This window comes from Mesorhizobium sp. WSM4847 (assembly GCF_055811335.1).
This window is the reverse complement of sequence record NZ_JBVVPY010000034.1, coordinates 12,446-24,389: the sequence shown is the minus strand read 5'-3', so window position 1 is coordinate 24,389 and position 11,944 is coordinate 12,446. Positions and strand designations below refer to the sequence as shown.

General features: G+C 63.4%; 10 protein-coding genes. 4 read left to right on the top strand and 6 right to left on the bottom strand.

What is annotated here, in order from left to right; genetic code table 11:
* Nucleotides 1-208 precede the first annotated feature (208 nt).
* Nucleotides 209-1,072, bottom strand: a complete 864-nt coding sequence (locus AC0L28_RS31500; protein ID WP_473482286.1) for an RNA polymerase factor sigma-32 — start codon at nt 1,070-1,072, stop codon at nt 209-211.
* Nucleotides 1,073-1,415: 343 nt separating this feature from the next.
* On the opposite strand from AC0L28_RS31500, the gene AC0L28_RS31495 reads away from it, so the two are divergent.
* From AC0L28_RS31495 to AC0L28_RS31485, 3 genes are all read left to right on the top strand, one after another.
* Complete coding sequence (locus tag AC0L28_RS31495; RefSeq protein ID WP_473482284.1) at nt 1,416-2,189, top strand: amino acid ABC transporter substrate-binding protein; 774 nt, start codon at nt 1,416-1,418, stop codon at nt 2,187-2,189.
* Between the two features lie 161 nt (nt 2,190-2,350).
* Complete coding sequence (locus AC0L28_RS31490) at nt 2,351-3,031, top strand: amino acid ABC transporter permease (protein ID WP_128170983.1); 681 nt, start codon at nt 2,351-2,353, stop codon at nt 3,029-3,031.
* A complete protein-coding gene (locus tag AC0L28_RS31485) occupies nt 3,028-3,801 on the top strand; it encodes an amino acid ABC transporter ATP-binding protein (RefSeq protein ID WP_473482282.1) in 774 nt (257 codons plus the stop codon). The genes AC0L28_RS31490 and AC0L28_RS31485 overlap by 4 nt, the downstream gene beginning before the upstream one ends.
* Before the next feature lie 104 nt (nt 3,802-3,905).
* Here AC0L28_RS31485 and AC0L28_RS31480 read toward each other — a convergent pair whose 3' ends face one another.
* From AC0L28_RS31480 to AC0L28_RS31460, 5 genes are all read right to left on the bottom strand, one after another.
* Nucleotides 3,906-4,487: a CarD family transcriptional regulator gene (locus tag AC0L28_RS31480; RefSeq protein WP_027152934.1), complete on the bottom strand. Its 582-nt coding sequence runs from the start codon at nt 4,485-4,487 to the stop codon at nt 3,906-3,908.
* Between the two features lie 467 nt (nt 4,488-4,954).
* The gene (gene fdxA, locus AC0L28_RS31475) at nt 4,955-5,293 is read right to left on the bottom strand and encodes a ferredoxin FdxA (RefSeq protein ID WP_023803892.1); all 339 of its coding nucleotides are present in this window, start codon (nt 5,291-5,293) and stop codon (nt 4,955-4,957) included.
* Nucleotides 5,294-5,544: 251 nt separating this feature from the next.
* Entirely contained in the window at nt 5,545-5,931 is a 387-nt protein-coding gene (locus tag AC0L28_RS31470; protein ID WP_027152935.1) for an RNA-binding S4 domain-containing protein, read from the bottom strand.
* A 14-nt stretch (nt 5,932-5,945) separates the two neighbouring features.
* Nucleotides 5,946-9,332: a helicase-related protein gene (locus AC0L28_RS31465; protein WP_473482279.1), complete on the bottom strand. Its 3,387-nt coding sequence runs from the start codon at nt 9,330-9,332 to the stop codon at nt 5,946-5,948.
* Nucleotides 9,333-10,023: 691 nt separating this feature from the next.
* Nucleotides 10,024-10,782 carry a TetR/AcrR family transcriptional regulator gene (locus AC0L28_RS31460; RefSeq protein ID WP_288142003.1) on the bottom strand — a complete coding sequence of 253 codons (759 nt, stop codon included), beginning with the start codon at nt 10,780-10,782 and terminating at the stop codon, nt 10,024-10,026.
* Here AC0L28_RS31460 and AC0L28_RS31455 point away from each other — a divergent pair.
* Nucleotides 10,741-11,940 carry an FAD-dependent oxidoreductase gene (locus AC0L28_RS31455; protein WP_473482277.1) on the top strand — a complete coding sequence of 400 codons (1,200 nt, stop codon included), beginning with the start codon at nt 10,741-10,743 and terminating at the stop codon, nt 11,938-11,940. The two genes, AC0L28_RS31460 and AC0L28_RS31455, sit on opposite strands and share 42 nt — an antisense overlap.
* Nucleotides 11,941-11,944: the final 4 nt, after the last annotated feature.

Here is an 11,944-nt window from a genome sequence, read left to right as displayed (position 1 = left end):
CCGCAAACGGCAATTTCCTGTCCTGCGCTTCCGACCTTCGCCGGCCGGAGCACTCATGAGCGGTCGCGGCAGTTAAGGCTCCGGCCGGCGTAGGCCGGTGCTCACGTACTTTATGTACGCTCCGCTCCGGTTCTCGGAAACCACCTGGTTTGGTCGCTTCGCGCCCGTCTTCGACTCCGACTCGTCCTGACTTGAATCTCAACACACCCTAGGCGGCGGTCGCCAGAAACTCGGGGTTTTGCTTCACCAGCGCTATCTTGAGCTTTTCCATGGCGCGTGCCTCGATCTGGCGGACGCGTTCCTTGGAGATGCCAAGCGCCTCGCCGAGGGCTTCGAGCGTCGCGCCCTCGTCGCTCAGCCGGCGTTCCTCGATGATCCTGAGCTCGCGGGCATTGAGCGCGCCGAGCGCGGTTTTCAGCCAGATAGAGCGGCGTTCGACATCGATCGTGTCGCCCACGACTTCGTCCGGCAAAGGATCGTCCGAAACCAGGAAATCCATTCGCTCGGTGGCGCCCGCATCGTCGGCGAGCGGCTGGTTGAGCGAACTGTCCGGGGCCGAAAGGCGCGAGTCCATCATCGCCACATCCGCCTCGGAGACGCCGAGCGCCACCGACACCTCGCGGTAGAGCGAGGTGTTCGAGATCGGCTCGGCACCGTTCGCCAAGCGGGCGCGCAGGCGCCGCAAATTGAAGAACAGCGCCTTTTGCGCCGAACTGGTGCCGCCGCGCACGATCGACCAGTTGCGCAGGATATAGTCCTGCATCGAGGCACGGATCCACCATGTCGCATAGGTCGAAAACCGCACCTCGCGCTCCGGTTCGAAACGGGCCGCTGCCTCCAGCAGGCCGACATGGCCTTCCTGCACCAGGTCGCCCAGGGGCAGGCCATAGTGGCGGAACTTCGAGGCCATGGAAATAACCAGCCGCATATGCGCCATGGCGATTTGGTGCAGTGCCTGCTGGTCGTTGTTTTCCTTCCAGCGCAGCGCGAGAACATGCTCCTCGTCGCGCTCGAGATAGGGGGCTTTCATCGCCGCGCGGACCATGATTCGCCCTGCCGTATCTTCCATCATGCCACGCTCCCTGTTCCGGGCGTTGCGGTGCGATCGCTCGCCCTGAGCTGGCATCGTGGTTGAATTGGCGACGCCGCGCCCTACAACAGCCAACAAACGTGCCACCCGCGCGAATGGTTCCGCCGCTGATGTCGCGTGGATTGCACTGTTCGAAAGCTCGATGCGGCGGTCGCTCCTCGGCCGGTTGGCGTGAGTCGATGTGGTTTTGAGAATTGGATTTCGAAAGTGTCTCATTTTTGAAATCTGGTTCCTTATTTCGCCAGGCTGCATCTGTCAGTTTCCGGCGCTCACAATGCGCCGGACGCCGGCCCCGGACGCCGGCCAATGACGGGATCACAGAAAAATGAAATGGCTCAAATCGCTTATCGTCGCCGCAACACTGCAGGTACTGGCAGGCACATCAGGCCATGCCGGCGCCAATCTCGATCAGATCAAGCAGGCCGGTGTCTTCAAGGTCGGCACGGAAGGTGCCTATGCCCCCTTCACCTATCATGATGCCTCGGGCGCACTGGTCGGCTTCGACGTCGAGATTGCCAAGGCGATCGCCGAGCGACTCGGCGTCAAGGCCGAATTCCTCGAAGGCAAATGGGATGGGCTGATCGCCGGCCTCGACGCCGAGCGCTATGACGCCGTTATCAACCAGGTCGGCATCACCGAGGAGCGCAAGGCCAAGTATGATTTCTCCGATCCCTATATTGCTTCCAAGGCGGTGCTGATCGTGCGCGGCGACAATACCGACATCAAGAGCTTTGCCGACCTGAAGGGCAAGAAGGCGGCGCAGTCGCTGACCTCGAATTTCGGCAAGCTCGCCGAAGCGAACGGCGCCGAACTCGTCGGTACCGATGGTTTCGACCAATCGATCCAGCTGCTTCTTACCGGCCGCGCCGATGCCACCATCAACGACAGCCTGTCCTTCCTCGATTTCAAGAAGCACAAACCCGGCGCCAACGTGAAGATCGCCGCGCAGGAAGAAAATGCCGACTATTCCGGCGTCCTCGTGCGCAAGGGCGATCCGGAACTGGTCGCCGCCATCAATCGGGCGCTGGCCGATATCAAGTCCGACGGCACCTACCAGAAGATCGCCGACACTTACTTCGGCCAGGACGTTTCGAAGTAAGCGCATTTCCCGGAGCGGGCCGGTTGCCGGCCCGCATGGCAAAGTATCGCGGCGAGCCGTCTTTGACGGCCGCCGCTTTTGGCGTGATATGACGACACTATGGTCGCGCCTCGATGCTGCCGGGCCGATTTTTGGGCGGCAATCTCGCAAGGAGAGTTTTCGTGCCGCACTGGCTGCAATTGATGCTGGATTCGTTGCCCACGCTGCTATGGGCCGCGCTGATCTTCACCGTGCCGCTAACGCTGCTGTCGTTCGCATTCGGTCTCTTCGTAGGACTGGTCGCAGCGCTCGTCCGGCTGTTCGGCCCGAAGCCGCTGGTCGCCGTGGTCCGCTTCTATGTCTGGATCTTCCGTGGCACGCCGCTTCTGGTGCAGCTCTTCCTGATCTTCTACGGCCTGCCCTCGGTCGGCATCCTGCTCGACGCCTTTTCAGCCGCGTTGATCGGCTTCACACTTAATATCGGCGCCTATACGTCGGAGATCATCCGCGCCGTCATAGGCTCGGTGCCGAAGGGGCAGTGGGAGGCGGCCTATTCGATCGGCATGACCTGGGGCCAGGCGATGCGACGCACTATCCTTCCACAAGCGGGCCGCGTCGCGGTGCCGCCGCTGTCCAACACTTTCATCTCGTTGGTCAAGGACACATCGCTGGCCGCAGCCATCACGGTGCCGGAGATGTTCCAGGCGGCGCAGCGCATCGTCGCCACCACCTATGAGCCGCTGATCCTCTATGTCGAGGCGGCGGCTCTCTATCTGGCGCTGAGCTCGGTGCTGTCGGCGTTGCAGACGCGCCTGGAAAAGCGGCTCAACCGCTATGGCGGCTTCCTCGAGGCGCGCGCATGATCGGCCTCACCGACATCGAGAAGCGTTTTGGTGACAATCTCGTGCTGAAGGGCGTGACCGTCACCATCGAGGAAGGCAGCGTCACCGCCCTTGTCGGCCCCTCGGGCGGTGGGAAAAGCACGCTTCTGCGCTGCATCAACCTGCTCGAGATCCCGACCTCGGGCACGGTGCGCATCGGCGACGACGCGCTCGAATTCCATCCCGGCGGCAAGGTTCCCGGCACGGCTATCCAGCGCCTGCGGCTGCAGACCGGCATGGTGTTCCAGAATTTCCAGCTGTTTCCGCACCGCACGGCGATCGAAAACGTCATGGAGGGGCTGGTGACGGTGTTGAAATGGCCGGCCGGGCGAGCGCGCGAGCGGGCGCTCGCCCTGCTCGAAAAGGTTGGAATGGCGCACAAGGCCGACGCCTGGCCGGCGACGTTGTCAGGCGGCCAGCAGCAACGCGTGGCGATCGCCCGGGCGCTGGCGCCATCGCCGAAAGTGCTGCTGTGCGACGAGCCGACTTCGGCGCTCGATCCGGAACTGGCGCAGGAGGTGGTCGACGTGCTCGGCCAGCTCGCCAGCGAGGGCACCACCATGGTGATGGCGACGCATGATTTGCGCCTCGCCTCCAAAATCGCGCACGAGGTGGTGTTCCTCGACGCCGGCAGCGTCGTCGAGAAAGGCCCCGCCGCGGTTTTGTTCAGCAATCCGGAGCGCCAGCGAACCAAGCGGTTCATCGCGACGCTGAAGCAGGAGGCGGAGAAGGAAGGCGGCGGCGAAGGTTAATGCATGTCGCCCAAAACGGCGTAGCGGTTTTGGGGTGACCATCACAAACAACAAAAAAACCCGGCGCGAGGCCGGGTTTTTCCAAATTCGAAGGCGAGAAGCGCTCAGGCTGCTTCTTCCTGCTCGGCTTCTTCGTTGTCGGCCTTGGCGCCGCGCTTCGGACCCTTGTTGAGGTTCACCTCGATGAGGCGCACCGCTTCGGTTTCCGACATGCGGTTGACGGCCGCGATCTCGCGCGCCATGCGGTCGAGTGCCGCCTCATAAAGCTGGCGTTCGGAATAGGACTGCTCCGGCTGATTGTCGGCGCGGTAGAGGTCGCGCACAACTTCCGAGATCGAGATCAGGTCGCCGGAATTGATCTTCGCATCATATTCCTGGGCGCGGCGCGACCACATGGTGCGCTTGACGCGGGCGCGGCCCTGCACGACCTTCAGCGCGCGATCGACGTAATCCTCTTCCGACAGCTTGCGCATGCCGATGGAGGTCGCCTTGGCGACCGGGACCTTCAGACGCATCTTGTCCTTCTGGAAGTCGATGACGAACAGTTCCAGTTTGTGGCCCGCAACTTCCTGCTCGTCGATCGAGACGATCTGGCCGACGCCATGCGCCGGATAGACGATGTACTCGCCCGTCTTAAAACCGTGACGCGCTGCGCTGGACTTCTTCTGCGGGGTGATTGTTGCCATTACGCCATGAACTCCTTGGTGTGGAACCGGCATTCTGCCGGTCGAACTCGCGCGATCGGGTACCGATCGTTAGCCGCACAACTACGAACCCACCGGAAAAGCCGAGGGCGGCAAATCGCATAGTCGCGACTGCCTGCCCCAGATCACTCTGGTCCGGATTGAAAAATTCACCTTTCAGTGATTTGGGGCGTTTGCGCCATAAATCGACGTTGTGTCACCGGCATGTTTGGTTCGTGTAGCACAAAAAGTCGGAAGAATCAAGGTTTTGCTGCACGCGCGAAGGTCAAGCGCGATCTCCGCCTGTCAAGGCAGTTAACGTGCGGTGCCTGTCAGCACGCGTGACGCCGATCAAACCAGCGTCGCCATTACGGTGCCACGCGCTCGTTTTGGACGCGCAAGGACGCTGTGACACTTTGATCTGGCGCATAGTCCTTCCGAAAATCGATTTCGATTTTCGCGGTCGAGCGCTAGTCACCCTGGCCGGGCTCGGGAGAAAAATATTTTTCGAACTTGCCGGCCTCGCCATCGAAGGACTTGGCGTCGGCCGGAGGCTCCTTCTTGGCGGTGATATTGGGCCATTTATCGGCGTATTCGGTGTTGATCTGCAGCCATTTGTCGAGCCCTGGCTCGGTGTCCGGCTTGATCGCGTCGGCCGGGCATTCCGGTTCACAGACGCCACAGTCGATGCACTCGTCGGGATGAATGACGAGCATGTTCTCGCCCTCATAAAAACAGTCGACCGGACAGACCTCGATGCAGTCCATGTATTTGCATTTTATGCAATTATCGGTCACGACATAGGTCATCGGTCGGCTCCGGGACGTCCCGTTTTATCAGGGCGACGTGGCGTCCAATCGGACGCATAAGGTACGCTCTAACACTTTGAATCCACGCATCGTGCTCTTGGAAAATCGATATCGATTTGTGGGCCGATGCGGTAGGCTTTCTTGGTGAGGTAACGTCTTTGCCTGCCGCTTGCAAGGGCAGCCATTGCGCGTGATGCCGGTGTTTCCGGAATGGATTTCCTGCCGGTGATGCGACGAAAGCCGGTTATGCGTCAGTCGTCGCCGAACAACCGGTCGGTTTCCCGGCGTTCCTTCTTGGTCGGGCGGCCGCTGCCGGCATCACGCAGTGCGGGGATCGCATCGCGAACGGCCTCGCCCTTTGGTGCCGGCGGCGGCGAGATATCCTCGTAGAGCAAGCGCGCTTCCTCGGCGGGACCGCGCCGGCTGCCGGTGCCGAGCACCTTCCAGACGAAGATGCGCCGCTCGAGAGTGATGGTCAGGACGTCGCCGAGGCGGACCAGATCGGAGGCCTGCGCTGCTTTGTCGCGATTGATGCGAACGCGTCCGGCCACCACCAGCTTCGCCGCCAGCGAGCGCGATTTCACCGCACGCGAAAAGAACAGCCATTTGTCGATGCGCTGGCGGGCATCAGTGACCATCGGAGCGAACGAACTTACTTCTTCAGCTGGTCGCGCAACGCGGCGAGCTTGGCGAAGGGGGAATCCGGGTCGAAGCGCACCGGACGCTCCTCGCGAGGCTTCGGCTGGAACGCGGGCTTTCCACCAGGCGCGCCGCCCTTGCCGTCCGGCCTGCCGCCTTTCCAGTCGGGCCGGCTTTCGCGACGATCGGGGCGCTCGCCCTGCGGCTTGCCGTCGCGCCGTTCGCCTGGCTCGCCCTGGGGCTTGGGCTTGAACTTGCTGCGGTCGAAGCGCGGCTTGCCGGCGCCGTCGCCGTCGCGGCGTCCTTCACGGGCGGGCCGGTCGCCTGGAGCGCCGGCCTGCTGCCCGGCCTCTGCCGGCGCGTTGCTGCGGCCATCGCGCGCTGCTTGTCCGCTGCGCGGGCGATTGTCCCTGTCACGGGGCCGGTTGTCGTGGTGGCGGTGGCGTGGGCGCTGGTCGAAGCGGCCCTGCCGCCACAACAGGATGGGTTTTGGTTCCTCTGCCTCTTTCTCGGCCTCTGGAGCAGCCTCGCCGGTGGCGGCTTCCGCCGCCGCGGCAGGTTCGGCCGAGACTGCTGCCGTTGCGGGCGAGGCTTCGGAAGCCGGCTCCGCCGGTGCGACCTCAAGCACGGCGGTTTCGGGTGCTGCCTCTCGAGCTGCGGCTTCAGCTGCAGGCAGTCCCTCTACCGTGACCTCAGGCGGACTTTGCAGCTGAGCTTCTGCGACAGGTTCCGCTTCGGCAGCGGGTTCCGCGAGAGCCTCCGCCGTGGCTTCTGCCACTGCATCCGGCTCTGGACTGTCGGCCGGCGCCTCGGCGGCTGCGTCGGCAATCGCGGTTTCCGCTGCCTTGGCCTGCTCGGCTTGTGCCTCCGCCGCCTGCTTGGCCGCGGCGGCTTCGCGCGCGGCATTGTCCTGTGCCTCGAGCCGTGCCTTCACCTCGACAGCCGGCTTCGGCTCGGCCCGGTAGCCGAGGCCTTTCAGAATCTCTTCCATGTCGTCGGCCGTGGCGCCGAGAATCGACATCATCGGCGGCGTCACCATGAAGGACTGACCGTCATAGGCGCCGTCGGGGCGCTGGCCGAGGCCCGGCTTCCAGTTGGTTGCGGGCCGGATCAGGTCGGCCAGCCGTTCGAGGATGTCGACGCGCACCGCACGACGGCCGAGATTGCGGTAGCCGGCCAGCTTGTAGAAGGTCTTGTCGAAGGTGGGATCGATGACCACCGAGGTGCGGCCGGAGGCCAGCGCGTGAACCACGTCGCCAAAGCCAGGCTTGTCCTTGCCGTCGTTCTGCAGCGCCCACAACAACGTCACCAGTCCGGCCGGGGCCGGCTTGATCAGCGCCGGCACGAAGACGTGGTAGGCGCCGAAGCGCACGCCGAGCCGGCGCAGGGCGGCGCGGCCTTCCTGGTCGAGCGACTTCATCTCCTCGGCGATGTCGCGGCGGTTGATGAGGCCGAAATTCTCGACGAGCTGGAAGGCGATGCCGCGGCCGATGCCGGTTATCTGCTCGGCGTTCTTGAGGTCGACCAGCGGCTTCAGCAGCGACTCGATCTGGAAATTGACGAAGCGCTCGGCGCGCGCCGCGACCTTGTCGCGGGCGGGACCGGTGAGCTGCTCGTCGGCCAGCAGCACCAGGCGTGGCTTCAACGGCTCGTCGCCTGCGACCAGCGTGCCGATCGGCGCGCCGATCCAGCGCAGCGTGCCGTCGGAGCCGAGCGCGATGTCGCCATTGGCCGAGGCGCCGAAGCGTTCGGCCCGCGCCTCGAATTCGGCTGCAAGCGCCTTCTGGGCTGCTGTGCGCACCGCCTTGGCGTCCTCGCCGCCGGCGCTCTGGTCGGCGGTGAAGCGGAACCCCTGCAACTCGCCGACATGGTGGCCTTCGACGAGGACGGTTCCGGTTGGGCTGATTTCGGCTTCAGGCATGGTATTTTCTCTAAGGCGCCGCATGAGGACGGAAGTCCTGCGGTCTACGAAGCGTTTCGTCAACCGCTCATGCAGCGCATCCGACAATCTGTCTTCGATTTCGCGCGTCTTTTCCTGCCAGTGTGCCTGATCGGCCAGCCAGCCGGGCCGGTTGGAAACGAAAGTCCAGGTGCGGATCTGGGCGATCCGGTGCGACAGCGTGTCGATATCGCCCTCGGTGGTGTCGGCGCGGCGCACCTGCTCGGCCATGTAATTCTCATCGACATGGCCATGCCTGGCAAGGTCCATGTAGATCGAGGCGATCAGGTCGGCATGCTGAGCCGGGGCGATCTTCCTGTAATCGGGAAGGGCGCAGGCTTCCCACAACAGCGCGACGCGCCTGGCGTCGGTGGCAAGCGCCCGGATGTCCTCGTCGCGGGACAGATGTTCGAGCGCCTGCGCATCGACCGCCGGCAGCGCGCGCGTCAGGCCTTCAACCGGCGCGTTGGTCTCGATCGAGCGCTTCAGCGCGTCGAGGTTGGCGAAATCGAAACGCGCGGTGCGCCATTGCAGCACCTTCACCGGGTCGAAATCATGCGCCTCGATCTTCTTGACCAGTTCCTCGTCCAGTGGATCGACCTGGCCGGTGACGCCAAAAGTTCCGTCGCGCAAGTGGCGGCCGGCGCGGCCGGCGATCTGGCCGAGCTCGGCCGCCGTCAGGTTGCGATACTGGTAGCCATCGAACTTGCGGTTCTGGGCGAAGGCGACGTGATCGAGATCGAGGTTGAGGCCCATGCCGATCGCATCGGTGGCAATCAGATAATCGACATCACCCGACTGGAACAGCTCCACCTGCGCGTTGCGGGTGCGCGGCGATAGCGCGCCGAGCACGACTGCCGCACCGCCCTGCTGGCGGCGGATCAGTTCGGCGATGGCATAGACCTCGTCGGCGGAGAAGGCGACGATCGCCGTACGTCGCGGCAGGCGGGTCAGCTTCTTGGAGCCGGCATAGGCGAGATGCGACAGCCGTGGCCGCGTCACCACCGACACCCCCTTCAGCAGACGCTGGAGGATGCCGTGCATGGTCGCTGCGCCGAGCAGCAGCGTCTCCTGGCGGCCGCGCAGATGCAGGATGCGGTCGGTGAAGATGTGGCCGCGCTCGAGATCGCCGGCCAGCTGGACCTCGTCGACGGCAACGAAGGCGGCGTCGGTCTCGCGCGGCATGGCTTCCACGGTGCAGACCGAATATCTGGCGCCGTCGGGCTGGATCTTCTCCTCACCGGTGATGAGGGCCACCTTGTGAGCGCCGACTTTTTCGCAGACGCGCGAGTAGACCTCGCGGGCGAGCAGCCTGAGCGGCAGGCCGATAATGCCGCTTTCATGCGCCACCATGCGCTCGATGGCGAGATGGGTCTTGCCGGTGTTGGTTGGCCCGAGCACAGCGGTCACGTCGCGGCCTGACAGGATCAGTGGCTCAGTGTGTTTCGGCTGGATGTTCATCGACCTGGAAATTAAGGCTCTCTGCCTCGCGTTGTCGGGAGCGCGCCCCGTGGTGGCGCGGGTGACAGCCGACACATAGGGATTTTGGGCGTGAAGCGAAAGCAGAATATTCCGATGGCAGCTCGAAGCCTTCCGTCGCCGTCGACAATCCGTTCCGCCGTTCCGATTTAACAGTTGGAACGAGTCTGGAACGAATCGGCTACGAATCGCTGACTCGCGCATATTCATGGTTTGTTCACGGCTACATCTGGATTTCTCGCCTGCGAGTCTCACCACATGCTGAATCGCCGAACTGGCCCGTTTCATGCAGGGCTGACGTCGCCGTTAACTTTTGCCGCTGAACGATCGACGCAGGTCGGCCGGCGTCATCCAACATTTTGAAATAATTAGTCTTTCCTAACGCGCCTTAACCATTTGGGGATGTTTTTCAGTCTTTGTCGTTTAACACTGCGCTCAAAGCCGGAACGAAACGGCGACGAATCGGCGCCGGAGCATGTTTCCCGGTATGTTCACCCCCATATGTAGTATCGTGAACAGGTATTCCACCTGTTATCCACAGGCGGGCAACAGGGTTTTGCACAGGCCGCACGGCCGCCGTTAACCCTTTGCGTGCCGCTTCGGCACAAATCGGCGTCACGCCCGTCGGTCGGCGCAGTCGCTGCACGAGGACCAGACTGCCAGCCCGGCTTGTTCAAGGCGCATCCTCTCCCACGGCATAGCGCTGCAAAGTAGGGCCGACGTTCTGGATAATTTCGTCGTGCGACAGGGCGACGACGGGCGGAAGCCGCAACAGGTATCGGCACATCGCCAGACCCAGCAACTGGCTCGAAACGAGCCCGGCCCGTCGACCCGCATCGGCGGGGTCAGCGACCGCCGCAATCACCGGCCTGACCTGGTTGCCAAATACGTCGCGCAATTTTTCCGCGGCGAATTCGTTCGACGTCGCCGAACGCAGCAGAATTGCCATGCCAGGGCCGCTGGTCGGGCCCTCCCAGACTTCAAGAAAACGCCTGATCAGCGTTTCGCCGATGGCATTTCGGTCGATCACCCGCAGTGCCGGCAATTGCAGGTCGACGACCGCCGCCCTGGCGAACAGCTCGTCCTTGCTGCGGAAATAGCGGATCACCATGGCCGGATCGATCGAGGCATGCGCCGCGACGTCACGGATCGAGGCGCCCTCATAGCCGTGCTCGGCGAACAGGAGCTTCGCGGCCTCCAGGATTTTGGCGCGCGTGCGGTCCGACTTGCCGGGTTTTTTCGGCTGATTCTCGGTCATGAAATGCTTATGACAACAGCCGTTGACAAATGCAATGGCTTCGCCTAGAAAGTCAACGATCGTTGATAAATGGAGAGAGAGATGTTGCCCGAAACCACGGAAGTCCTGATCGTTGGCGCCGGCCCGACCGGCATGGCGCTGTCCATCGTGCTGCACCAGGCCGGTGTCGATCACGTCCTGATCGACAGGCTGGAGGAGGGCCTTCAGACCTCGCGGGCTGGCGTCATCCACGCGCAGACGCTGGAAACGCTGGAGCCTCTCGGCGTTACGCAGCGGCTGAGCGAACTTGCCCTGAAGCTGCAGAATTTCACCATCCGCGACCGCAACCGGGCGCTGCTCAATCTCGATTTCAGCAAGCTTCCTTCGAGGCATCCCTATCTGATGATGCTGCCTCAGAACCTGACCGAGCAGGTGTTCGCCGAACGGATCGCTGCCCTGGGCGGCGTGATTCATCGCTCGATCGAGGCCAAGGCAGTCGTTCAGGACGCTGACGGCGCACACGTGACGGTGATCGAGAACGGCCGCCAGAAACTGATATCGGCACGCTACGTCGTTGGTGCCGACGGCATGCACAGCCTGGTGCGCAGGTCGACCGGCATCGAGTTCGACGGCGCCGCCTATGACGCGTCGTTCGTGCTCGCCGATGTTCGTCTCGACTGGCCGGTTGGCCCGACGGAAGTGTCGCTGTTCTTTGCACCGGCCGGGCTGGTGGTGGTGGCACCGCTCCCGGACGGTTCGTACCGGGTCGTCGCGACAATGGATGACGCACCGGAAAACCCCGCGGTCACCGACATCCAGGCGCTGCTCGACAGCCGTGGTCCGACCAAGAAAAGAACCCGGGTGCTCGAACTGGTGTGGAGCTCGCGTTTTCGCGTGCATCACCGCCTGGTCCGCTCGTATCGCAAGGACCGGTTGTTCCTCATCGGCGATGCCGCGCACGTGCACAGCCCGGCGGGAGGGCAAGGCATGAACACCGGCATCATCGACGCGGTCGTGTTTGGCCAGTTGCTTGGCGACGTGGTGAACGGCGTGCGCCCGGAAACCGCGCTCGACCTCTACGAAACGCTGCGCCGCCCGGCGGCCCAGGAGGTGCTTGAACTGGCGGGCATGATGACCGAGATGGCGCTTTCCCGCAATTCGGTGAAGCGGTTCGTCCGCAATCTCGTGCTTTCGGCGCTGAATCTCACTCCATTTCTGAAGCGTCGCATCGCCTTGAAACTGTCGGGCCTCAGCCGGGCGTCGCTTGCCCGCCTGCCGGCACCTTCGCGCCAGCCGGGTCCAGCCGCCCAGACCAAGCCGGCAGCCGAACCAGGGCTGAAGCGTGTCGCCTGACGGC

Excerpts from the sequence above, each read along its gene's own strand:
- AC0L28_RS31495 (WP_473482284.1), top strand. The coding sequence starts at position 1,416 with ATGAAATGGCTCAAATCGCTTATCGTCGCCGCAACACTGCAGGTACTG.
- AC0L28_RS31465 (WP_473482279.1), bottom strand. The coding sequence starts at position 9,332 with ATGAACATCCAGCCGAAACACACTGAGCCACTGATCCTGTCAGGCCGC.
- AC0L28_RS31485 (WP_473482282.1), top strand. The coding sequence starts at position 3,028 with ATGATCGGCCTCACCGACATCGAGAAGCGTTTTGGTGACAATCTCGTG.
- fdxA (WP_023803892.1), bottom strand. The coding sequence starts at position 5,293 with ATGACCTATGTCGTGACCGATAATTGCATAAAATGCAAATACATGGAC.
- AC0L28_RS31455 (WP_473482277.1), top strand. The coding sequence starts at position 10,741 with ATGGCGCTGTCCATCGTGCTGCACCAGGCCGGTGTCGATCACGTCCTG.
- AC0L28_RS31470 (WP_027152935.1), bottom strand. The coding sequence starts at position 5,931 with ATGGTCACTGATGCCCGCCAGCGCATCGACAAATGGCTGTTCTTTTCG.
- AC0L28_RS31500 (WP_473482286.1), bottom strand. The coding sequence starts at position 1,072 with ATGATGGAAGATACGGCAGGGCGAATCATGGTCCGCGCGGCGATGAAA.
- AC0L28_RS31480 (WP_027152934.1), bottom strand. The coding sequence starts at position 4,487 with ATGGCAACAATCACCCCGCAGAAGAAGTCCAGCGCAGCGCGTCACGGT.